The 20910-nt window shown below is 63.8% G+C and carries 21 protein-coding genes and 1 pseudogene; 8 read left to right on the top strand and 14 right to left on the bottom strand.

Annotation, left to right across the window (positions count from 1 at the left end; genetic code table 11):
* Positions 1-138: 138 nt before the first annotated feature.
* Entirely contained in the window at positions 139-519 is a 381-nt protein-coding gene (locus tag NKI39_RS32585) for a YciI family protein (protein ID WP_352837050.1), read from the bottom strand.
* A gap of 22 nt (positions 520-541) precedes the next feature.
* The gene (locus tag NKI39_RS32580; RefSeq protein ID WP_352568120.1) at positions 542-1726 is read right to left on the bottom strand and encodes a pyridoxal phosphate-dependent aminotransferase; all 1185 of its coding nucleotides are present in this window, start codon (positions 1724-1726) and stop codon (positions 542-544) included.
* An 83-nt stretch (positions 1727-1809) separates the two neighbouring features.
* Between NKI39_RS32580 and NKI39_RS32575 the strand changes: the two genes are divergently transcribed.
* The 4 genes from NKI39_RS32575 (at position 1810) to denD (ending at position 4841) form a co-directional block, all read left to right on the top strand.
* Positions 1810-2496 (top strand): GNAT family N-acetyltransferase, encoded by a 687-nt coding sequence (locus tag NKI39_RS32575; protein ID WP_352469551.1) that lies wholly within the window; start codon positions 1810-1812, stop codon positions 2494-2496.
* A gap of 113 nt (positions 2497-2609) precedes the next feature.
* On the top strand, positions 2610-3593 hold the full coding sequence (locus NKI39_RS32570) for a cation diffusion facilitator family transporter (protein ID WP_352682539.1): 984 nt from the start codon (positions 2610-2612) through the stop codon (positions 3591-3593).
* Between the two features lie 62 nt (positions 3594-3655).
* Positions 3656-3862 (top strand): hypothetical protein, encoded by a 207-nt coding sequence (locus NKI39_RS32565; protein ID WP_352539338.1) that lies wholly within the window; start codon positions 3656-3658, stop codon positions 3860-3862.
* Between the two features lies 1 nt (position 3863).
* Positions 3864-4841: a D-erythronate dehydrogenase gene (gene denD / locus NKI39_RS32560; protein WP_352682541.1), complete on the top strand. Its 978-nt coding sequence runs from the start codon at positions 3864-3866 to the stop codon at positions 4839-4841.
* Between the two features lie 25 nt (positions 4842-4866).
* Here the strand turns inward: denD and NKI39_RS32555 are convergent, their stop codons facing one another.
* The 4 genes from NKI39_RS32555 to NKI39_RS32540 all read right to left on the bottom strand — a co-directional run bounded on the left by NKI39_RS32555 (position 4867) and on the right by NKI39_RS32540 (position 8864).
* The gene (locus NKI39_RS32555) at positions 4867-6012 is read right to left on the bottom strand and encodes a nickel/cobalt transporter (protein WP_352682650.1); all 1146 of its coding nucleotides are present in this window, start codon (positions 6010-6012) and stop codon (positions 4867-4869) included.
* Positions 6009-6677: a DUF1007 family protein gene (locus NKI39_RS32550; RefSeq protein ID WP_352469555.1), complete on the bottom strand. Its 669-nt coding sequence runs from the start codon at positions 6675-6677 to the stop codon at positions 6009-6011. Before NKI39_RS32550 ends, NKI39_RS32555 begins: the two co-directional genes overlap by 4 nt.
* A gap of 86 nt (positions 6678-6763) precedes the next feature.
* The gene (locus tag NKI39_RS32545) at positions 6764-7663 is read right to left on the bottom strand and encodes a LysR family transcriptional regulator (protein WP_352469556.1); all 900 of its coding nucleotides are present in this window, start codon (positions 7661-7663) and stop codon (positions 6764-6766) included.
* Position 7664: 1 nt separating this feature from the next.
* A complete protein-coding gene (locus tag NKI39_RS32540; RefSeq protein WP_352837046.1) occupies positions 7665-8864 on the bottom strand; it encodes an amidase in 1200 nt (399 codons plus the stop codon).
* A gap of 563 nt (positions 8865-9427) precedes the next feature.
* On the opposite strand from NKI39_RS32540, the gene odc2 reads away from it, so the two are divergent.
* A complete protein-coding gene (gene odc2, locus NKI39_RS32535) occupies positions 9428-10561 on the top strand; it encodes an ornithine/lysine decarboxylase (protein WP_352612858.1) in 1134 nt (377 codons plus the stop codon).
* Between the two features lie 208 nt (positions 10562-10769).
* Positions 10770-11372, top strand: coding sequence for a GNAT family N-acetyltransferase (locus NKI39_RS32530; protein ID WP_352837053.1), 603 nt, complete (start codon positions 10770-10772; stop codon positions 11370-11372).
* A gap of 60 nt (positions 11373-11432) precedes the next feature.
* Here NKI39_RS32530 and NKI39_RS32525 read toward each other — a convergent pair whose 3' ends face one another.
* A complete protein-coding gene (locus NKI39_RS32525; protein WP_352448193.1) occupies positions 11433-11717 on the bottom strand; it encodes an SCP2 sterol-binding domain-containing protein in 285 nt (94 codons plus the stop codon).
* Between the two features lie 179 nt (positions 11718-11896).
* Between NKI39_RS32525 and NKI39_RS32520 the strand changes: the two are divergent.
* Positions 11897-12097, top strand: a pseudogene (locus NKI39_RS32520) (chloride channel protein); the annotation flags it as partial.
* Between the two features lie 57 nt (positions 12098-12154).
* Here the strand turns inward: NKI39_RS32520 and NKI39_RS32515 are convergent.
* On the bottom strand, positions 12155-13165 hold the full coding sequence (locus NKI39_RS32515) for a nucleoside recognition domain-containing protein (protein ID WP_352837043.1): 1011 nt from the start codon (positions 13163-13165) through the stop codon (positions 12155-12157).
* Between the two features lie 118 nt (positions 13166-13283).
* On the opposite strand from NKI39_RS32515, the gene NKI39_RS32510 reads away from it, so the two are divergent.
* Positions 13284-13736: an Lrp/AsnC family transcriptional regulator gene (locus NKI39_RS32510; protein WP_352682548.1), complete on the top strand. Its 453-nt coding sequence runs from the start codon at positions 13284-13286 to the stop codon at positions 13734-13736.
* A gap of 85 nt (positions 13737-13821) precedes the next feature.
* Here the strand turns inward: NKI39_RS32510 and NKI39_RS32505 are convergent, their stop codons facing one another.
* The 6 genes from NKI39_RS32505 to NKI39_RS32480 all read right to left on the bottom strand — a co-directional run bounded on the left by NKI39_RS32505 (position 13822) and on the right by NKI39_RS32480 (position 20720).
* The gene (locus NKI39_RS32505; protein WP_023675441.1) at positions 13822-14067 is read right to left on the bottom strand and encodes a MoaD/ThiS family protein; all 246 of its coding nucleotides are present in this window, start codon (positions 14065-14067) and stop codon (positions 13822-13824) included.
* Complete coding sequence (locus tag NKI39_RS32500; protein WP_352767312.1) at positions 14067-16331, bottom strand: xanthine dehydrogenase family protein molybdopterin-binding subunit; 2265 nt, start codon at positions 16329-16331, stop codon at positions 14067-14069. Before NKI39_RS32500 ends, NKI39_RS32505 begins: the two co-directional genes overlap by 1 nt.
* Before the next feature lie 2 nt (positions 16332-16333).
* Positions 16334-16810, bottom strand: a complete 477-nt coding sequence (locus NKI39_RS32495) for a (2Fe-2S)-binding protein (protein ID WP_352539334.1) — start codon at positions 16808-16810, stop codon at positions 16334-16336.
* The gene (locus NKI39_RS32490; protein WP_352742808.1) at positions 16810-17670 is read right to left on the bottom strand and encodes an FAD binding domain-containing protein; all 861 of its coding nucleotides are present in this window, start codon (positions 17668-17670) and stop codon (positions 16810-16812) included. The genes NKI39_RS32495 and NKI39_RS32490 overlap by 1 nt, the downstream gene beginning before the upstream one ends.
* A gap of 137 nt (positions 17671-17807) precedes the next feature.
* Complete coding sequence (locus NKI39_RS32485; RefSeq protein WP_352469562.1) at positions 17808-19451, bottom strand: MFS transporter; 1644 nt, start codon at positions 19449-19451, stop codon at positions 17808-17810.
* Between the two features lie 237 nt (positions 19452-19688).
* Entirely contained in the window at positions 19689-20720 is a 1032-nt protein-coding gene (locus tag NKI39_RS32480; protein ID WP_352837040.1) for a histone deacetylase family protein, read from the bottom strand.
* Positions 20721-20910: the final 190 nt, after the last annotated feature.

Below are 20910 nucleotides of genomic sequence, written 5' to 3'. Positions count from 1 at the left end.
CGGCCCGCCTAAACCGACACTGCCAGCCATCCGACGCGCCGTCATAGCAGCACTCTCAAACCACCATCCGCCACAACGATGTCCACACTGCCGTATCCGGTTCCGAATGACCCCAAAATCAATTCTGCCAAAGTAGTGCTAGGGCCGGGTGACCGGAAGCGGCACGCCGGGAAGATAGAGCGAAATCGGGCGGATTTCGTAGACGGCTGTCGGATTGACGCGGCGAAGGTCGCGCGCAATGTCGATGGCGGCGTCACGGCTGGCGCAGTCGACGACATAGAGCCCCAGCAATTGTTCCTTGGTCTCGGCGAAAGGGCCGTCGATAACCATTCCGGTGCCTGGCCCGCGCAAGGTGCAGGCGTCTTGTGTCGCGCCGAGCCGGGCCGCCGGCCCAAGGGTGCCTTGCCGGTAGAGCCGATCGTTGATCTGGAGAAGATCGGTCATCAGCGCCGCATCCTGCTCAGGCGTCAGTGCCGTAATCGCTTCTTCCTCGTGATAGGCAAGAATGGCATAGAACATCTGGCTTCTCCTTTCGTCGTCCTCACTTCGCCAGGAACGCCTCGATCCGCTCCAGCGCGCGCAGGATGTTCTCCTCGGAATTGGCGTAGGACAGCCTGACATAGCCTTCGCCGAGAATGCCGAAATCGGGGCCGCCGATCAGCGCCACGCCGGCATCCTCGAGCAGCGCCGAGGCGAGCTTCTTGGCCTTCCAGCCGGTCTTGGAAACATTGGGGAAGGCATAGAAGGCGCCTTTCGGCGTAATGCAGGAAACGCCGGGCAAGGCATTCAACCCTTCGACCACGACCTTCCTGCGGCGGTCGAAGGCGCGCATCATCTTGTCGACATCGTCCTGCGGGCCGTCGATGGCGGCAATGCCGGCATACTGGCTCGGCGCGTTGACGCAGGACCAGCAATTGACCGCCAGCTTGCGCACCTTGTCATAGAGATGCGCGCCCTTGTCGCCGTTCGGCCAGATCGACCAGCCCATGCGCCAGCCGGTCATCGCCCAGGTCTTCGACCAGCCGTTGAGCACGATCAGCCGATCACGGATTTCGGGGAAGGCGAGCAGCGAACAGTGCGTCTCGCCGTCATAGGTCATCACGTCGTAGATCTCGTCGGAGAGGATGGCGACGTCCGGGTGCGCTTCCAGGCCCTTGACCAGCTTCTCGATCTCGGCGCGGGGGGTGACGCCGCCGGTCGGGTTGGCGGGCGAGTTGAGGATCAGCAGCCTGGTCTTCGGCGTGATCAGCGCCAGTGTTTCCGCGGCCGAAAAGGCAAAGCCGTTCTCCTCGCGCATCGGCACCGGGATGGGGGCAGCACCGGTGAACTCGATCATCGAGCGGTAGATCGGAAAGCCGGGATCGGGATAGAGGATTTCGGCGCCCGGCTCGCCGAACATCAGGATCGCCGCGAACATGGTCGGCTTGCCGCCGGGCAGGATCATCACCGCTTCCGGCGAGACTTCGACGCCGGTGGTGGCCAGCGTGCGGCGTACCACCGCTTCGCGCGTCGCCAGCAGGCCGTTGGCCGGCGTATAGCCGTGATGGCCGTCGCGCAGCGCCTTGATCGCGGCCTCGACGATGTGCTGCGGCGTCTTGAAGTCGGGCTGGCCGATGCCGAGATTGACAATGTCGCGGCCCTGATGGGCAAGTGCCGTGGCACGCGCCAGCACCGCGAACGCATTTTCCTCGCCGAGGCGGTCGAAGGCCGAAATCGTGTGGAGCATTTTTCCCGTCCGTGTGGTTCTTTCAGCGAGCGTGCGTTTTTGTGAGCGTCCGCCCGCAAAAGTCAAACGGATTGGAGTTTTCGGTGTCGGAAAATCTCAAGAATTGGCAACCGCGCCCGCGGCCCGAACGCAAGGTGCTGGAGGGGCGAACTGTCAGGCTGGAGCCGCTTAACGCCGAAAAACACGGTGACGGTTTGTTCGAGGCCTCGTCGGTGGCCGATGCCGGCGATCGCTTCGCCTGGCTGCCAGACTACCCGCCGGAGAGCCGTGCCGCCTTCCAGCCGTGGCTGGACAAGGCAGAAGCCAGCGAGGACCCGCTGTTCTTCACGGTCATCGACAAGGCCAGCGGCAAGGTTGCCGGGCGCCAGACGCTGATGCGCATCGACGCCGCCTACGGCGTCATCGAGATCGGCAACATATATTGGGGTCCGCTGATCTCGCGAAAGCCGGCGGCGACGGAAGCGCAGTTCCTGTTCATGAAGTACGTCTTCGACGAGCTTGGCTACCGCCGCTACGAATGGAAATGCAACAACCGCAACGAGCCGTCGAAGCGCGCGGCGGAACGTTTCGGCTTCAAGTTCGAGGGCATTTTCCGTCAGCATCTTGTGGTCAAGGGCGAAAACCGCGATACCGCGTGGTATTCGATCATCGACAGGGAATGGCCAGATCTGCGCAGAGCCTATGAGGCGTGGCTCGATCCGGCTAATTTCGACAGCGATGGCCAGCAAAGGCGGCGGCTCGAGGATTTTCGCGCTGAGTTCGGCGCCTGACCATGATCCCGAAAAGTGGACGCCGGTTTTCGGATAAGATCATGGTCAAACAAGAAGACAGAGCCTCCATCCCGAGTCTGCCGGGATGGATCAGGCTCTAGCAGGGGCTATAGATGGCGCATACCCACGACCACGCTTCGCAGGGCCACGACCACAGTCACGGTGCCGGGCATGTGCACGGCTCGACCGACAAGAAGCGCGTGCTGATCGCGGCCTGCCTGACCGCCGGCTTCATGGTCGTCGAAACGCTTGGCGGTCTCTTGACGGGATCGCTGGCGCTGCTGGCGGATGCCGGCCACATGCTTGCCGATTGCATTGCGCTCGGCCTTGCCTGGTATGCCTTCCATCTCGCGGGCCGGCCGGCAACCGTGCGCCTCACCTATGGTTTCGGCCGGGTCAAGACACTGGTCGCCTATACCAACGGCATCGCCATCTTCGCCATTGCGCTGTGGATCGTCTACGAGGCCTGGGGGCGTTTGCTGACGCCTGAGCCCGTGCTCGGCGGGCCGATGCTGGTCGTTGCCATCGCCGGCCTTGCGATCAATATCGGCTCTTTCTTCGTGCTGCATGGCGGCGACCGCGGCAGCCTGAACATGCGCGGCGCCATCCTGCATGTGCTCGGCGACCTGCTCGGCTCGGCCGCGGCGATCGTGGCGGCGCTGGTGATCCTGGCGACGGGCTGGACGCCCATCGATCCGATCCTGTCGGTGCTTGTCGCGCTGCTGATCCTGTCCACGGCCTGGTCGCTGATGCGCGAAGCCGCCCACGTCCTGCTCGAAGGCGTGCCGGCAAGCCTCGACCGCGACCTGATCGCCAGGGACATCGAGGCGACAATCAAGGGCGTGCGCGAGGTGCATCACATGCATGTCTGGTCGATCGACGGTTCCAGCAACATGGCGACGTTGCATGCCTGCCTCAATGACGGCGTCGACGCGCATATGGCGGTCAGCGCGATCAAGAAGCGGCTTGCGGCGGAACATGGCATAGCCCATGCCACGGTCGAACCGGAATTCGGCCGATGTGCCGACAGCCATGAGCATGATGACGAGCACGATCACGCGCATGATGCGGCACCGCACCGCGGCCATTATCACTGACTTCGGGAGTTCTGGGCATTGGCAACGATCGACATGAACTCTCGCCACCCTGGCGCCGCGTGATGGACCGCGACACCCGCAATGCGGCAATCGGCGCCGCTTGGGTTTTGCTGCTGTTCGGCATCGCAGCCTATTATCTTCCAACAGTGATGCTGGCGGTCGGCAGGGTCTCGACGGTGCTTGCCGGTGTCGTCGCGGCGATCTTCATGGTGGCAATCTTCGTCGTGTTCTGGCTGCGTAGCCGCAGCCAGCGCAAAAAGGGAAAGTGACATGCGCATTCTGATTACCGGCGCGGCAGGCATGGTCGGCCGCAAACTCATCGCCAGGTTGGCCAAGGACGGGACGCTCGGCGGCCGCAAGATCGCCGCGCTCGATCTTCACGATATCGTGCCGCCGCAAGCGCCGGTGCTCGAAGGTGTCAGCATTACCCTCCACACCGGCGACCTTGCCGCACCGGGAGCGACCGCAAATCTGGTCGCGCCGCGCCCCGACGTGATCTTCCATCTCGCCGGCGTGGTGTCGGGTGAGGCGGAGGCCAATTTCGATCTCGGCTATCGCGTCAATCTCGACGGCACCAGGGCGCTGTTCGATGCCATCCGCTTGGCCGCCTATACGCCACGCGTCGTCTTCACCTCGTCGATCGCCGTGTTCGGCGCACCGTTTCCCGACATCATTCCGGACGAGTTCCACCCGACGCCGCTGACCTCCTACGGCACGCAGAAGCTGATCGGCGAGGCGCTGCTTGCCGACTATACGCGCCGCGGTTTCTTCGACGGCATCGGTATCAGGCTGCCGACCATCTGCGTCAGGCCGGGAAAGCCGAACAAGGCGGCCTCAGGGTTCTTCTCCGGTATCATCCGCGAGCCGCTGAGCGGCCATGAAGCGATCCTGCCGGTGCCGCGCTCGGTCATACACACACACGCCAGCCCGCGTTCGGCGGTGAATTTCCTGATCCATGCGGCTCAGATCGACGGTACCGCCGTCGGCCCACGCCGCAACCTGACGATGCCGGGCGTCGCCGTCAGCGTCGGCGAACAGATCGAAGCGCTGGAACGGGTCGCCGGCGCCAAGGCGGTGAAACTGATCCGCGAGGAGCCCGACGAGACGATCTGGGCGATCGTCAAGGGCTGGCCGACGCGCTTCGAGGCGCGGCGCTCGAGGGAGCTTGGCTTTGCCGCCGAAACGAGCTTTGACGAGATCATCCGCGTCCATATCGAAGACGAGTTGGGCGGCAATATCCCTAGTTAAAGCGCCCCGATCGGACGCAACGAGGTCAGGCGCCAGTCAGGCTGGCCGAAAGCAGCAGCAGGCCGAACAGGAAGACGAAGGCGGCGCCGCCGATCTCGACGAAGGAATGGATGCGGTTGCCCATGCGGCCGTCGCCGGCGAAATACACCGCCCAGTTCTTCGCGGTCACCGCAAGAGTCGCCAGAGCCGAGACGGTGATTGCGGTGCCGAGGGCCATGGCCAGCACCGACAGGATGCCGCCGAACCATAGCCCGTTCAGCAGGGCGAAGCTCAGCACGATCAGCGCGCCGGAACAGGGGCGGATGCCGACGGCAGCGACAGCCGACCAGGCCGTGCGCCAATCGAAGCGATCACCGGAAAGCAGCGCCGGGTCGGGCGCATGCGAGTGCCCGCAGGTCTCGCAGACCTCGCCCGCCGCATGGCTGTGGTGATCGTGCGCAGCATGGGCGTGGTCGTGGGCGCCGTGGTCATGCGCATGATCGTGGTGGTCATGCGCATCAAGCGCGTGGGAATGTGCCGCATGGGCATGCGCGGAATGTGAATGGCCGGCATGTGAATGGCCGGCATGGGCAGCCGAGAGGCTGTAGCCCGGATTTGCGCCGAACACGCGAAGGATGGCCGGGCCGGCCTTGCGCCACAGCAGCCAGGCGCCGAACAGAGTGACGAAGACATAGCTCATGATTTCGAGGAACCATGCGGCGTCTGTCATCGAGACAGCAGTGCCGCGCAGCAAGAAATAGGCGACCAGCATCACCACGATCGCGGTCAGCGCCTGCAGCAGGGCCGAGACGAAGGACAGCATGATGCCGCGCCGGAGCGCCACTTCATTGGCCACCATGTAGGAAGAGATCACCGCCTTGCCGTGACCGGGGCCGGCGGCGTGGAAAATGCCATAGGCAAAGGACAGGCCGATGAGCAGCCACAACTTGCTGCCGTCCTGGCGCATCGCCTTCATCGCGCCGGCAAGCGCATGATAGAATTCCTGCTGGCGCAGATTGATCCACATCAGGATGTGGGCGAACGGGCCGGTGGCGGTTGGAGCCATGCCGTCATTGGTGCCGATGCCGAGTGAACTCTGGGCGTGGGCGGAGCCGAGAAAGTGCGTCATCACAAAGGCGACGGCCAGAAGACCGAATGCCAAACGCAGGGACGGTTTGGTCACTGGATCTATCCTTCCGGCTGACAGGTCAGTTCAAGTTTGGTGGCAAAGATCTTGCTCATGTCGGTGCCTGTCGGATCATTGAAGAAGGCCTCGGTCAGGGTCTTCTGGTTCTGGGCGATCGCCTCGTCCGGGTTCGGGCGGACAACCTTGCTGGTGCAGGTCGGCGGCAACCCATCGACCTGCAGATTGGCATCCTCGGTGAAATCGATCGCGGTGTAGAAGGTCGGGTCGTAGACGCCGATATCTATCTTGCCGCTCAGTTTGATCGGTACCTTCGGTTCAGATTCAAACAGGATGATCAACTGGTCATTGTCGAAATTGGCCATCAAATGCGGCGGCGGGGTCATTGCCACGTCCTTGCCGTCGACGGTGACGAGCTGGAAATAGTTGAATTCGGCAAGCGAGGCATGGACGGTGTCGGCGACATCCTTCAGCTCCTTGTCGTCGAGTTTCAGGTCGGAATTCTTGTCGAACTCCATCATCACCGTGCTCGAAAACAAATCGTCGAAGCGCCAGACATGGCGCAATGCCTTCACAGTTTGGTGATCCGGGCCGAGGACCACTTCGAGGCGGGCTTCGGCGAAGACGTGGGGATGCACCTCAGCCGGTCCGACGGCGGCAAACGTCGCGGTCAAGGCCGAAGCCAGCATGATTGCTTGCCGTTTCAGGTGCATTCTCGGTCGCGATTCAATCGACTTCGGTGAATTGCCGACAGTTACCAGAAAGCGGGCGAAAATGGGACCGCAACGCGGCTGAAAGCTCATGCGTTGTCCAGCGTCTTGAACCACTGCACCAGGAAGTCGACGAAAACGCGAACTTTTGCAGGCAGATAGCGCCGGTGCGGATAGACGGCAAAAATGCCGCCGCCGGGCAGAATGCGGTCATCCAGCGCAGTCAGCAGCTTGCCGCTTTCGATGTCGGGCGCGGCGATGAAATCCGGCAGGACGGAAAATCCCAATCCAGCCACGGCAGCGGCCCTTGCCGCCATCGGGCTGTTGACCTCGATCGGGCCGGAAACCGAAACGCTCACCGTATCGCCGCTGTCGCCTTTGAACGGCCAGTTGGTGAGCCAGCGCCCATTGGTGTCGATGATGCAAGGCACGCGGGCAAGGTCTTGCGGCCTGACCGGCATGCCGTGCCTGGCGATCAGTTCAGGAGACGCGCAAAGCCGTACCGAAAATGGCGCCAGGCGTCTGGCGATCAGTGAGGAATTTTCCAGCCGCGAAATGCGCACTGCCAGATCGAAACCCTCTTCGACCAGATCGACGAAGCGGTCGTCGAGATGAATGTCGAGCACGATGTCGGGATGCTGCTTGGCGAAGTCGATCAGCGATTGGCCGATCGGCGCGTCGGCAAAGGTGCGCGGCGCCGACAGCTTGATCCTGCCGCGCACGTCGCCGGAGGATTCGCGCACCGCATCGGCAAGGCTGTCGACCTCGCGCACGATCTCCGAGGCGCGCCGGTAATAGGTGTGGCCGGCCTCGGTCAGGGAAAACTGCCTGGTGGTGCGGTTGAGCAGCAGCGCGCCGAGCTCGTCCTCCAGCTCGCGCACATATTTCGACAATAGCGCCTTCGAGCGGCCGATCTTGCGCGCCGCCGCCGAAAATCCTTCGGCCTCGACCACGTCGATGAAGGCGCGCATGCGGGTCAGCGTATCCATGTCATGCGCCTCCTTGGTGGGCCGAAAGGATGCGGGCGGCCAGCGCAATCAGCTGCCGGTCGCTGTTCTTCGGACCGAGCAGCGAAAGGCCGAACGGCGCCCCGCCGGTCTTGCCGAGCGGCAGCGTGATTTGCGGAAAGCCGGACAGGCCGGAAAGGCAGAGCAGTCTCAGCGCCCGCTCGCGATAGGTCTGCAAATCGTCGAATGACGCGGCCTTGAGCGGCGCGGCACCAGGAGCGGTTGGAAGCACAAGAACGCCGTCGTCGCCAAGCAGGCCGGCCAGTTCGAGGCGAAACGAAACGCGACGTTCCGTTTCACATTGCGCGGTTGCCGCGTCGATTGTCGCGCCGTGCTCGAAACGCTCCTTGACACCGGGTCCCAGCATGCGGTCGCCGCCGGCGATCCAGGCGCCGTGACTTTGCCAGGCTTCATAGCCTTGCAGCTTGCGGAAGCACCAATAGAGATCGTCGGTCGAATGCGACAGCGGGCCGACGCTGCGCGGTGCGCCCAGCACCGAAGCGACACTGCGGAGCATGGCGCGATATTCGTCGGCCTCGTGCGGGCCGAGCACGAGGCCGTCCAGCGCAGCGAGAGTGACGGGGCGTCTCAGTTCATGGGAATGCGGATCGTCGCCGAGCAGCACCGTGCCGACCTTTTCGTAGATGACGATGTCGCTTGCGAACCAACCGAATGTGTCCAGCGAAGGCGCCAGCGGCATGGCGCCGTCGAGTGGGATACGGCCATGCGTCGTCCTGAGGCCGATCAGGCCGCAGAAGCTTGCCGGCGCTCGGATCGAGCCGCCGGTGTCCGATCCGGTTGCAATGTCGGCCAGCCCGCCGGCGACTGCCGCGGCAGAACCGGAGGACGAGCCGCCGGTGACGCGGTCGGGTGCTGCCGGGTTGATGGGCGACGGGAAATGCGCGTTCAGCCCCAGCAGGGAAAATGCGAGCTCGTCGGTCTGCGTCTTGCCGACGAAGCGGGCGCCCGAATCAAGCAGCGCCTGGACGGCCGGCGCGGTCGCCATGGCCGGTGAAGCGTCCCGGTATTTCTGCGGATTGCCGCAGCCGGTGCGGTAGCCGGCGACGTCGAAGATGTCCTTTACGGCAAGCCGCAAGCCGGCAAGCGGGCCGGATTGCGCATTGGTAACAGGGACTTGATCAAGATCGAGAAAAACGTTCAGCGGGCCGCGAGTGCCTGTCATGCGTTCGATATCCGGATGTGCTTGCCGCAGCATTGTTCCCCTGGTTGCCGCAGCATTGTTCGATGCCACAAATTTTACAACCTGCCATACGATTTTTATTGATTGTGAAATCTTTCGATCTTATATCGCGCTTGCCCAAAGTCGCACGTGCCTGTGGGTGTCCGCCGATCCTCGAATGGTGAGGGTAATCGGTAAGGTAACTGGAGCCAACCCCTCCAGTCGGTTTAGCGGCCAACCGCCAACCGAGGACACCTTGAAGCAACGACGGTGCGGGCCTTTCTGGTGTTCTGCCGGTCGTCCAAAGACCGGGGTTACTGAAGAGGCACACCTTCATTGCCGGCAGTGCGGACGGGTCTCCCATCCAAGCCAAGGCAGACAAAGCGAACCGAGGCCGGGCAAGGCCAAGGTTCACCGCCGCGAGACGGCGCTTCATGGTTCCGGGGTCTCCACCGGCTGGTTCCATGGATTTGACGTCCCGCCTTTGTCCACCGCGTGTTCGCGAGGTCGAGAGCCCGCGTCCGCAAGCCTTTGTGCGCGCCGCAAGGCGCTGATGGAGAGACCCGATGGCTACTCAGCGCATCCTTGACTTTCTCGCCACCCGACGTCCGAACGGCCCGTGCCTGGTCGTCGACCTCGATGTCGTGCGCGACAATTTCCGCGCCTTCGAGAAGGCGCTTCCCGATTCGAAAATCTACTATGCGGTGAAAGCAAATCCGGCGCCGGAAATCCTGCGCCTGCTTGCTGCGATGGGCTCGTCCTTCGACACCGCTTCCGTTGCCGAAGTCGAGATGGCGATGGACGCCGGTGCGCCGGCGGACCGCATCTCCTTCGGCAACACCATCAAGAAGGAGCGCGACATCCAGCGCGCCTACCAGCTCGGCATCAAGCTGTTTGCGGTGGACTGCGTCGAGGAGGTCGAGAAGATCGCTCGCGTCGCTCCCGGCGCCCGCGTGTTCTGCCGCGTCCTGACCGACGGCGAGGGCGCCGAATGGCCGCTGTCGCGCAAGTTCGGCTGTGTGCCGGCGATGGCGGTCGACGTGCTGCGCCATGCCAGGGCGCTCGGTCTCGATGCTTATGGCGTGTCGTTCCATGTCGGCTCGCAGCAGACCGACCTGACCGCCTGGGACCGCGCGCTGGCCGACGCCAAGAAGGTGTTCGCGACGCTGGCCGACGAAGGCATCGTGCTGAAGATGGTCAATATGGGCGGCGGCTTCCCGACCCGCTATCTCAGGGATGTGCCGGTGGCGCAGGCCTACGGCCAGGCGATCTTCTCGGCGCTCAGGAAGCATTTCGGCAACGCGATCCCCGAGACGATCATCGAGCCGGGCCGCGGCATGGTCGGCAATGCCGGCGTCATCAAGTCGGAAGTCGTGCTGATCTCGAAGAAAGCCGATAACGACAATGTGCGCTGGGTGTTCCTCGACATCGGCAAGTTCGGCGGTCTCGCCGAGACGATGGACGAGGCGATCCGCTACCCGATCGTCACCGCGCATGACGGCAGCGAGACCGCGCCTTGCGTGCTCGCCGGCCCGACCTGCGATTCGGCCGACGTGATGTACGAAAAGACGCCGTACCCGCTGCCCCTGTCGCTGACCATCGGCGACGAGGTGCTGATCGAGGGCACCGGCGCCTACACGACGACCTACGCCTCGGTCGCCTTCAACGGCTTCGAGCCTCTCCGATCCTACGTGATCTGAGGGCTCGCAAGAGTTGCTCAGATCATCCCCGGTGGGCGCCTGTCGCCCGCCCGGGCTCGCCTGTGGAACAATCCGCTTGTGCAGGATCGCGGAAATGAACATTGCAGATCTCATTGTTGAAGGCGTGGGAATCTCCCCCCTCGAGGGGGAGATGGCCGCGAAGCGGCCAGAGGGGGTCGGTTCGACTGGACTCGGCCTCCTGCCGCAGATGGAGGCCGGCGCTTCACGCGCGACAACCCCCTCTGTCGCCTTCGGCGACATCTCCCCCTCGAGGGCGGAGATTGCGGTCGTCGCCGAAACCGCCGCCGACGTCCCGGCGCGCGAGGCTTTGCTCGATCGCGCCATGGGGCCGAAGCGCCGGAAGAAGTCGTCGGAAAAGCTGCGGCGCGGCCGCCGGCCTTCGGAGGGCCTTGCCTTTGTCGCGCGCGATGCGTCGGGCACTGTTGCCGGCACGGTGCGGCTGTGGGACGTGGTGCTGGGCGAGGGCGGCACGGCAGCGCTGCTGCTCGGCCCGCTTGCGGTCGACCCGGCGCTGAAAAATGCCGGCATCGGCTCGGCGCTGATGCGCCATGCGGTCACCGAGGCCGAGCGGCTTGGCCATGTGGCGATCCTGCTGGTCGGCGACGCGCCCTATTACGAGCGCTTCGGGTTTTCGGCCGCAAAGACCGGCTCGCTGGCCATGCCGGGGCCTTACGAGCGGCACCGCCTGCTGGCGCGGGAACTGGTTGTCGGCGCGCTCGACGGCGCGCAAGGCACCCTGAAGGCGGCAGGGCGCAAGTTGAAGGCGCAGAGGCTGCCGCTCGCTGCGTGACGGATCAGAAACAAGCCGCCCATTGCACGGCGGCTTGTTTTCATCCCTGACCGGAGTGGATCAGCCGATCAGCTGGCTCAGCGCCATGGCGACGCTCATGTCGCCTTCGACCTTTATCTTGCCGGACATGAAGGCCATCGTCGGGTTGAGGTCGCCTGATATCAGCGAGTCCAGATCGTCGAGCGACAGCTTTATGGTGCAATCGGCCGGCGCATCGGTGGTCGAGACATCGGCGCCGTCGATGACGATGACGCCGTCGCTGCCGGTGTCGAATTTCACCGAGCGATCGAACCCGGCACTCGCCACGCGCGACCTGATGTTGTCGGCAATCTCCTGAACGCTCATGGCGGTTCTCCTCGTCTGCTTGCGTTTGTCGCTCGCCGCTTGCCTGGTTTTACAGCCACGGCCGCCGGCGCATATAGCTTCGGGTTGACGTTTACGTCAACGCAGTTCCCCGAGGTGAAGATGGGCTTTATCGCCGCAGCATCACGCGGGCATGGTTGCCGGTGCTGTCCTTCGCCAAATTCAGGGATGCGGTGCTGGTGCCGAGCATGAACGTGCAGTCGGCGGCAGAGACCTTCCAGCGCGCCGGCGCCGAGGAATTGGCGGTGGTCGAGGATTTCACCGACCGCAAGGTGGTCGGGCTGCTGACCGAAGGCCACCTGATGCGGCGCTATGCCGAAGAACTCGACAAGGCGCGGCGCGATCTGTCGGGCGAGGGGTAGCCGCGTCCTGTCCCGATAGCGATTCGACACACATGTCGGCTGCTGCGTAAGGAGGGCTCACGTCAACGGCCCGCTAATCGCCGGCTCCGAAATCCGATTGCGCGGACTGTCTTCTTCCTTGTGGAAGAGTGTCTTGAAGAAAAGAGCGTCGGGAACCGCCTTGATTACTTTTGCGATCACGGCGGTCGCGAGCACGGCAAACGCTAGGCGACCGAGAAGCACGCTCGTAACATCAGCGCCAAGTGTGACAACGACCAACGTATCCTCAATGAGGCTATGGGCAAAACCCATGAACACGCAGGCAAGGAATATCTGACGCGGCTCCGCGCTAGGCGTGCGCGCCTCGCGGATCAGCAGTCCTGCGCCATAGGAAATCCCGAGAAACAGGCCGACAGCGGCGAAAGGTACCGTCTGCTTTTCGATGCCGGCGAGCCGAAAGAGCGGTGCAAGCCCTCTGTTCATCCACTCCAAAATGCCCGACATCTTGAGAAGCTCGATCACCCAGCTCAGCGCAAGCAGAACAACGAGCATGATGCCCAGGGTTTTGAGCGTACCCAGGAGAAAGCCGCCCCAGTCGGTGCTTTCATTTGTCGGCATCCACGCCGGCTTCACCGGTCCTGACAGCCATCCGGTCACGGCGAATATCTGATGCAGAAGGACAGCAAAGACCAAACCCCCGCCAATACGAAGCGCCGCGGTGACCAGGAAGCTCGGCCCGGCCCTCTTAATGATCCGTTGCTCGATCGGAATAGCATGTGCAAACAGCAAGAGAGCCGAAAGAACCGTCATGTCGGCAGTGCTGAGCGCCGAAACCGGAACCAAGGTGAATACGATCACAAGCGCGCCCCAGATCCCGACCAGCAATCCCGTCAGCCAGGCAAAGGCGAGTTCAGGTGGCAACCCCACCTGCAACATGAGCGGGGAGAAGAACGGAGAAATCGCCTGGATGACGCCAAGGTCCTGCAGCAGCCGCGTGGCAATCGCAACCGGAACGATCACGCGAACCAGTTCCCAATAGATTTCAAGCGTCTCCAATGTCTTGCGATAGAAGGCGGCGCAAATTGCCATCATGCTGCTCCATCATCCCTGGAGCCATCTGAGTAGCGTGAGACGCTTCGCATTTGTGGTCAAAGTTTGCGATTCCGTGCAATAAAATTGCAACGCACCGACGCTGAGCGCGACCGACATGGACAAGATCGACAGAAGGCTTCTCAACCTGCTCCAGGATGATGCCTCACGAACTAACGCCAAACTGGCGGGGTTAATCGGGCTTTCCCCTTCGAGCTGCCTGCGCCGCATACGACGACTGAAGAAAAGCGGTGTCATCAGCCGCGTCGTCGCGCTTCTCGCACCGGCAAAGGCTGGCCGGGGCTTGAAGGCGATCGTCACCGTCGAACTGGAGCGTCATGGTGAGCAGTATATGCGGGACTTTCTCGAGTTGGCCGCCCAGGAACCGGCCGTCACTCAGGCCCACAGTGTAAGCGGCGAAACCGACGCCGTCCTCATGCTCCGCCTGACGGATATGGAAGAGTTCGATGCGCTGTGCGAGCGACTGTTCCGAGACCGAAGCAACGTCGCGCGGTACCACACGATGTTCGTGATCCGAACGGCCAAAGAAGTGACCGCAATTCCACTGTAGATGTTAGGTTGCGATAGACTTGCTAGGCCGCGAATTCATAAACGAGCATTGGCCGCACGGAGCGCGGCTTGAGCTCGAGCCCAAATCATCCCCCGGCAAGGCGCGGCAGCAGGAAAATCTCCGCCCCTTCCGGCAGTTCTTTCGACCAGGTGTCGCGGTAGATCGTCCCGTCGATGGCGACGGCGATGCCGCGATCGATGTAGGGCTCGAGGCCGGGATACTGCTCAGCCAGTTTCCTGAACAGCTCCCGAATATCCTTCGCCTCGATTTCGACCTTGCTCTTGCCTCCGGCGATCGCGCCGAGCGACCCCCAGAGCGTTACTTCGACCATCAGCCTCCCCGTTCCGCCTCGATCGCCGCCAGGATGCGCGGCGGCGACATCGGGATATGGGTCATGCGCACGCCCGCGGCGTTCGACACCGCATTGGCGATCGCCGCCAGCGGCGGCACGATCGAGGTCTCGCCGACGCCGCGCACCCCGTAGGGATGGTTGGGATTGGGGATCTCGAGGATCTGCGTGTCGATCATCGGCAGGTCCGAGCAGACCGGGATCCGGTAGTCGAGGAAGCCAGGGTTCTGCAGCCGCCCGTCCTTGCCGTAGATATACTCCTCGTTGAGCGCCCAGCCGATGCCTTGTGCGGCACCGCCCTGGTATTGCCCCTCGACATAGGTCGGATGCACCGCCTTGCCGGCGTCCTGAACGACGGTATAGCGCAGCACCCTGGTGGAGCCGGTCTCGGGATCGACCTCGATATCGCAGATATGGGTGGCGAAGGAGACGCCGGCGCCGTCGGCGACGAGTTCACTGTGGCCTGCGATCGGTCCCCCCGTCTTCCCTGACGCGGCTGCGATCTCCTTCAGCGACAATGCTGCAAGGTTGCCGTATTTCTCGCCCTTGGCAATCGCGTGACCTTTTTCCCAGACCACATCGTCGACGGGAATGTCCCACATCTGTGCGGCGCGTTCCCGCAACACCTTGATGGCGTTGCGGGCGGCCGAGATCGTCGCCATGGAGGAGGAGAAGGTGCCGCGGCTGCCGTCCGTCATGTCGTTGTAGCCGAGGCTGGAGGTATCGGCGACCACCGCCTTGACCTGCTCATAGGGGATGCCGAGCTCCTCCGCCGCGACCAGCGAAAGCGACGCGCGGGAACCACCCACATCGACCGTGCCGACGGCAAGCGAGACCGAGCCGTCCATGCCGATGTTGAGGTCGGTGCAGGTCTGGCCACCGAAATTGAACCAGAAGCCGCAGGCCATTCCGCGGCCCTGGTTCTTGCCGAGCGGCGCCTTCATGTGCGGATGGTTCTTCACCGCCTCCAGCGTCGGCCCGATGCCGATCGGGCCGTATACCGGTCCATAGGACGATCTGGTGCCTTCCTGCGCCGCGTTCCTGATCCGGAACTCGACCGGGTCCATGCCGATCTCCTTGGCCAGCTCGTCGACCGCACTTTCCACTGCAAACGCCGCCATCGGAGCCGACGGCGCGCGATAGGCCGCGGTCTTGGGCCGGTTGACCAGCACTTCGTAGCCGACCGTCCTGACGTTCTCGAGCTTGTAGCAGGCAAAGGCCGTCATGGCGCCGATCTCGGCCCACGTACCGGCATAGGGGCCGCAGCTATAGCGCAGCGTCGCCTCGGCCGCCGTGATCGTGCCGTCCTTGCGGGCGCCGATCCGAACGTCGATCGAGGTGGCGCTGGTCGGGCCGGAGGCGCGGAACACCTCGTCGCGCGTCATGACCAGCTTGACCGGCCGCCCGGCCTTGCGTGACAGCGCCAGTGCCACCGGCTCGGCCCAGACATGGGTCTTGCCGCCGAAACCGCCGCCGATCTCCGAGGAGGTGACGCGCAGCTTCGAGGCTTCCATGCCAAGCAGTTGGGCGCAATGTTGGCGGTAGACAAAATGGCCTTGCGTACAGACCCACAGGTCGGCGGTGCCGTCGGAGCTGACATTGGCCACGCAGGCATGCGGCTCGATATAACCCTGGTGCGTCTGCTCGGTCTTGAAGGAGCGCTCGACGACGAAGTCGGCCTGGCCGAAACCTACGTGGATGTCGCCATGGCCGTACTGGGTGCGCTTGGTGACATTGGAAGGCTTGACGGGCTTTTGCTCGAGGCCCTCGGTGAAGATGGCGTCGTTGACCAGAGGTGCGGAGTGCTTCATCGCCTCGTCGACGTCGGTGACATGCGGCAGCACCTCGTAGTCGACCTCGATCAGCTTCAGTGCCTGCCTCGCCGTGCGGGCATCGACCGCAGCTACCGCGGCCACGGCATGGCCGTCATAGAGCGCTTTCTTGCGCGCCATGCAGTTGTCGAGGATGTCGTACATGGCGGCATCGCCGTCGGTGAGGTCGGGCAGGTCGGCCGCGGTGATCACGGCCTTGACGCCGGCGAGCTTCTCCGCCTTCGACGTGTCGATCTTCCTGATCGTGGCATGCGCATGGGGGCTTCTGAGAACGCGCCCGACCAGTTGCCCGGCCATGTTGAAGTCGGCGCCATAGCGTGCGCGGCCCGTCACCTTGTCGACGCCGTCGGGACGGATGGGACGCGTGCCGACAGAGGTGAAATTGCGTCCGGAGTAACGCGGATCGAAATTCATCGTCATGCTCCCTTCATCACGCTGGCCGCGTCCTGAACGGCACGCACGATCTTGTCATAGCCGGTGCAGCGGCAGAGGTTCCCGGCGAGGCCGAAGCGGATCTCCTCCTCGGTCGGATCGGGGTTCTTGGCCAAAAGGTCCTTCGCCGCTATCAAAAAGCCCGGCGTGCAGACGCCGCATTGAAGTGCGGCGTGCTCCAGGAATTTCTGCTGCAGCGGATGCAGCCTGTCGCCGTGCGCCATGCCCTCGATGGTCTCGACGTGCCGGCCCTCGGCCTCCGCGCCGAGCACCAGGCACGAGCACACCAGCCGATCGTCGAGGATGATGCTGCAGGCCCCGCAGTCGCCGGTGCCGCAGCCTTCCTTGGCGCCCGTCAGCCCCAGGCGGTCGCGCAGGACATCAAGCAGCGTCTCGTCCGGCTGGCAAAGGAACTCGACATTGTCGCCGTTGATTGTCGTTGATACTGCCACACCAGCCATCATTTGCCTCCTGCGCGTGCATAGGCGGTCGTGGCGGCCCGCTTGGCCAGCACACCCGCGACTTTCCGTCTGAATTCGATGGTGCCGCGCTTGTCGTCGATCGGCCGGCAGGCGCCCGAGCAGACCTTGGCGAGCCTCTCCAGCGTGGCTTCGTCCAGCTTGGAGCCGATGAGAACCTCGGCGGCCTCCTCGACCAGAATCACCGTCGGCGCCACGGCGCCCAACGCCAGACGGGCGGATTTGACGCGACCTTGCTCATCGAGCGTCAAGTTCACGCCGGCGCTTACCACCGCTATGTCCATCTCCGTGCGCGGAATGAAACGCAGATAGGCATCGCCCGAACGCGGCAGACGGCTGTCGAGCAGGATTGCCTCGATGATCTCGCCCTTGGCCAGCGACGTCTTGCCCGGCCCAGTCGGCACCGCTTGCACGGCAATCGTGCGCCTGGTTCCCGGGCCGACGACCACAGCCTTGGCGCCAGCGGCGACCAGCGCCGGCACGCTGTCGGCGGCCGGCGAGGCGTTGCACAGATTGCCGACGATGGTGCAGCGTCCCTGCACCTGCTTCGAGCCGATCAGCTTGGCCGCTTCGACGACGCCAGGCCATGCCTTCTGCAGGGCCGTGTTCTCGCCCAGCAATGCGCAGGAGACCGCCGCGCCGATGCTGAAGCCCTCGGCTGTTTCCCTGATCTCGCCAAGCCCGTCGATCGCCTTGATATCGACGATCAGGTCGGGTTCGATAAACCCGCCTTTCATTCGCACCAAGAGGTCGCTGCCTCCGGCGAGGATGGCGGCCGTGCCGGCTGATCCGGCCAACTGGCCAACGGCATCTTCCATTGAAAGCGGACGTATGTAGCGCATCGTCTCCCCTTAGTGGTCATAGTCACACCAACTGATATAACCGTCTCTCCACAATGGCCATCCTGTTCGTGCACTCGCGGATTGGGCCAGGCGCCGCAATCTCATTTTGCTCGTCCAACTGGACGCACCGCCAGCCACTAATGCTCGATCGGTCCCTTCGGCATCACCAGCGCGGTGCCGGCTGTCGTCGGGCGCTCGATCATGCGGCGGACGCGCGGTGGCTCGTTGCCGCTGTGCAGCGCCCTTATGCGCTCGCCGATGACGGCGTCGGCGTAGGTGGCGCGCCGATTGTGGCGGATATATTCGACCCAGGTCGGCGTGTGGTAGTGCTCGATCCATATCGAGGGATTTTCGAGATCGCGCGCCAAGGTCCAGTTGCGGGCGCCATCACGGCGGCGGATGCGGCCGCGCTCGGCCATGGTGGCGAGGAATTCCGGTACGTCCTCGTTGCGGATGACATATTCGATCATGATGGCGATGGGACCGCTGCGCGGCTTGAGATCAAGCGCCAGATGCGGCTCCTGAAAACGGTTGAGCGGATCGAGGTTGAGCACGGCCTGCTGCGGCAGCGGCAGCAGCAGGCCGATGGCGCCTCCCGCCAGCATGGCGACGCTGGCCGCCATCAGGGCGACTTCGGCGCCATGCGCGTCGGCAACGACACCCCAGACCCAGCTGCCGAGCGCGATGCCGCCGAAGGTCGCGGTCTGGTAGACCGAAAGCACGCGGCCGACCACCCAGCGCGGCGTCGACATCTGCACGGTGACGTTGAAATGCGACAGCGCCGTCACCCAGCAGGCGCCGCCGAGCAGCAGGCCGAGCGACGTCTGCCAGGCATGATCGCTGACGGCGGCGTTGAAGGCGCAGACGGCGAAGCCGGCGAATGCCATGCGTACCATGGTCTCGCTGGACAGCAGCTGCCGCAGCCTGACGCTGGTCAGCGCGCCGCCGACGGCGCCGATGCCGAAAGCCCCTAACATGATGCCGTAGCTCAGCGCATCGCCCTTGACGACGTCACGCGCGACCAGCGGAAGCAGTGCCAGGACCGCGCCGGCGCTGAAGCCGAAAGCCGAGCTCCTGACCAGCACCTTGCCGATATTGGGCGACATGGCGACATAGCGCAGGCCGGCACCCATGGCGGCGCCCAGCGTCTCGCGCGGCAAGGTCGATGCCGGCAGTTCCGGCTTCCAGCGGGCCAGCACGACGATGAGGCCGACATAGCTCAGCGTGTTGACGGCGAAGGCCGCGGCAGCGCCTGCCGCGGCAACGATGATGCCGCCGATCGCCGGGCCGACGCTGCGCGTCAGGTTGAAGCCCATCGAGTTGAGCGCGATCGCCGCCGGCACCTTGGTGCGAGGCACCATGTCGCCGACCGAAGCCTGCCAGGACGGACTGTTGAGCGCGGTGCCGCTGTCGATCAGGAAGGTGAAGGCGAGCAGCGTCCACGGCGTCATCAGGTCGAGATAGGTGAAGACGGTCAGGAGAGCCGAGACGACGAGCATGAAGATCTGGGCGATCAGCATGACTTTGCGCCGGTTGAAGCTGTCGGCGATGGCGCCGGCCAGCAGCGCGAAGAGCATGATCGGCAAGGTGGTCGAGGCCTGGACCAATGCCACCTGGTAGGACGAGGTGGCGATCGTCGTCATCATCCAGGCGGCGCCAACGCCCTGGATGAGGCCACCGAAGTTGGAGACGAGGCTGGCGGACCACACCGCCCGGAAGATGCCGTGCCGGAACGGCGCCAGCGCCGAGGCGCTTTCGCTTTCCGGTGTGTCGTCGTTCATAAATGCTTTCCCGGGCTCAAATGCGTTTGTTCTTCCGATCAATAGGCCCCGCAAGCCGTGGGTTCAAAAAATAGAACATCATTTCGCAAAGGGCGAACGCATTCTGGAAAAACATCATGGTCCAACAACAGGATAGCGGGCGGGTCAGCGCGTGCCGCCGCAGGCTGAACGATCGGTCAGGCAGGCGGTACCGCTTGCCGAGCGCTGCCATCTGATTGGCAGGCACCGGCGGCACTTCTAGCGGTCCTCGAAGCCGGTCAGCACGCCGACGGCGTTGATGCCGATCTCCTCGACGGCGTAGCCGCCTTCCATGACGAACAGCGTCGGCAGGCCGAACCTGGCGATGCGGCGGCCGATCCTGGGATAGTCGGGGGTCTTCAGCTTGAACTGGCTGATCGGGTCCTTCTCGAAGGTGTCGACACCGAGTGAAACCACGACAACATCAGGAGCATAAGCCGAAAGCCTCGTGCAAGCGTCCTCGAGTGAGGCGTTCCACACCTCCCAGCCGGTGCCGAAGGGCATCGGGTAATTGTCGTTGAAGCCTTCGCCGTCGCCCTCGCCGCGCTCGTCGGCATGGCCGAGGAAGAAGGGATATTCGGTCATCGGATCGCCATGCAGGTTCAGCACCTGAACGTCACCGCGGCGATAGAATATCTCCTGGGTGCCGTTGCCGTGGTGATAATCGACGTCGAGGATCGAAACGCGCCCGGCGCCATGGTCGCGGAACCATTGCGCGGCGACGGCGGCGTTGTTGATGAAGCAATAGCCGCCCATGAAGGCCGCCCCCGCATGGTGCCCTGGCGGGCGGCACAGCGCGAAGGCGGAAGGCTCACCGGCCTTGACCAGCGCGGCGGCGGTCAACGCGACGTCATAGGACGACTTGATCGCATCCCATGTGCCTTTGACGAACGTCGCGCCACCGTCGAAGGAGTAGAAGCCGAGCAGCGCATCGATGCCTTTCGGGCGCACGTCGCCGCGCAGGCCGCGCGTCGGCCAGGTGAAGGGAATGGCCGAACCGCTGCGGCCCGATGCTTCCCAGAGCGGCCACACGGTCGGCAGGAAATCGATGTAGTCGCTGGCATGCACCTTCCTGGCGGCGGCGAGGTCGTGGCTTTCCGGCGGCAGGATCGGACCGAGCTTCTCGCTCTCCACCCGCGCCCTGATGAACTCGGCGCGCGACGGCTTTTCAAAGGCCGGCACGATGGCGCCGGCGATCAATTCGACATTGCCGGAATGGCCGGCATGGAAAGGCGAAAAAACAGTCTTCATGAAATTGTTCCGTGGTGAGACGCGGCGACCCTAACCGTCCTGCACTGCCTTTCACAAGGCGCTGGGCCAACCAGCCATGGCTTGCTGGCCCGGCAGCCGGTCGTCTAGAGCACGTCCTGTTTAATCCGGTTCATATCCTGCGGCCTTAAAGTAGTTTGCGCATTCGGCTGGCGTGAACAGGTCGAGAAGC

Origin of the sequence: Mesorhizobium sp. M0664 (assembly GCF_040320565.1) — a bacterium.
Lineage (GTDB): Bacteria > Pseudomonadota > Alphaproteobacteria > Rhizobiales > Rhizobiaceae > Mesorhizobium.
The sequence above is the reverse complement of the archived record's forward strand: the minus strand, read 5'-3'. Positions and strand labels throughout refer to the sequence as shown.

Excerpts from the sequence above, each read along its gene's own strand:
- NKI39_RS32525 (WP_352448193.1), bottom strand. The coding sequence starts at position 11,717 with ATGAGCGTTCAGGAGATTGCCGACAACATCAGGTCGCGCGTGGCGAGT.
- NKI39_RS32565 (WP_352539338.1), top strand. The coding sequence starts at position 3,656 with ATGGACCGCGACACCCGCAATGCGGCAATCGGCGCCGCTTGGGTTTTG.
- NKI39_RS32480 (WP_352837040.1), bottom strand. The coding sequence starts at position 20,720 with ATGAAGACTGTTTTTTCGCCTTTCCATGCCGGCCATTCCGGCAATGTC.
- NKI39_RS32515 (WP_352837043.1), bottom strand. The coding sequence starts at position 13,165 with ATGGCAATTTGCGCCGCCTTCTATCGCAAGACATTGGAGACGCTTGAA.
- NKI39_RS32570 (WP_352682539.1), top strand. The coding sequence starts at position 2,610 with ATGGCGCATACCCACGACCACGCTTCGCAGGGCCACGACCACAGTCAC.
- NKI39_RS32530 (WP_352837053.1), top strand. The coding sequence starts at position 10,770 with ATGGAGGCCGGCGCTTCACGCGCGACAACCCCCTCTGTCGCCTTCGGC.
- NKI39_RS32510 (WP_352682548.1), top strand. The coding sequence starts at position 13,284 with ATGGACAAGATCGACAGAAGGCTTCTCAACCTGCTCCAGGATGATGCC.
- NKI39_RS32580 (WP_352568120.1), bottom strand. The coding sequence starts at position 1,726 with ATGCTCCACACGATTTCGGCCTTCGACCGCCTCGGCGAGGAAAATGCG.
- NKI39_RS32495 (WP_352539334.1), bottom strand. The coding sequence starts at position 16,810 with ATGGCTGGTGTGGCAGTATCAACGACAATCAACGGCGACAATGTCGAG.
- NKI39_RS32490 (WP_352742808.1), bottom strand. The coding sequence starts at position 17,670 with ATGCGCTACATACGTCCGCTTTCAATGGAAGATGCCGTTGGCCAGTTG.
- NKI39_RS32500 (WP_352767312.1), bottom strand. The coding sequence starts at position 16,331 with ATGAATTTCGATCCGCGTTACTCCGGACGCAATTTCACCTCTGTCGGC.
- NKI39_RS32545 (WP_352469556.1), bottom strand. The coding sequence starts at position 7,663 with ATGGATACGCTGACCCGCATGCGCGCCTTCATCGACGTGGTCGAGGCC.
- NKI39_RS32540 (WP_352837046.1), bottom strand. The coding sequence starts at position 8,864 with ATGACAGGCACTCGCGGCCCGCTGAACGTTTTTCTCGATCTTGATCAA.
- NKI39_RS32585 (WP_352837050.1), bottom strand. The coding sequence starts at position 519 with ATGTTCTATGCCATTCTTGCCTATCACGAGGAAGAAGCGATTACGGCA.
- odc2 (WP_352612858.1), top strand. The coding sequence starts at position 9,428 with ATGGCTACTCAGCGCATCCTTGACTTTCTCGCCACCCGACGTCCGAAC.
- denD (WP_352682541.1), top strand. The coding sequence starts at position 3,864 with ATGCGCATTCTGATTACCGGCGCGGCAGGCATGGTCGGCCGCAAACTC.
- NKI39_RS32550 (WP_352469555.1), bottom strand. The coding sequence starts at position 6,677 with ATGCACCTGAAACGGCAAGCAATCATGCTGGCTTCGGCCTTGACCGCG.
- NKI39_RS32485 (WP_352469562.1), bottom strand. The coding sequence starts at position 19,451 with ATGAACGACGACACACCGGAAAGCGAAAGCGCCTCGGCGCTGGCGCCG.
- NKI39_RS32505 (WP_023675441.1), bottom strand. The coding sequence starts at position 14,067 with ATGGTCGAAGTAACGCTCTGGGGGTCGCTCGGCGCGATCGCCGGAGGC.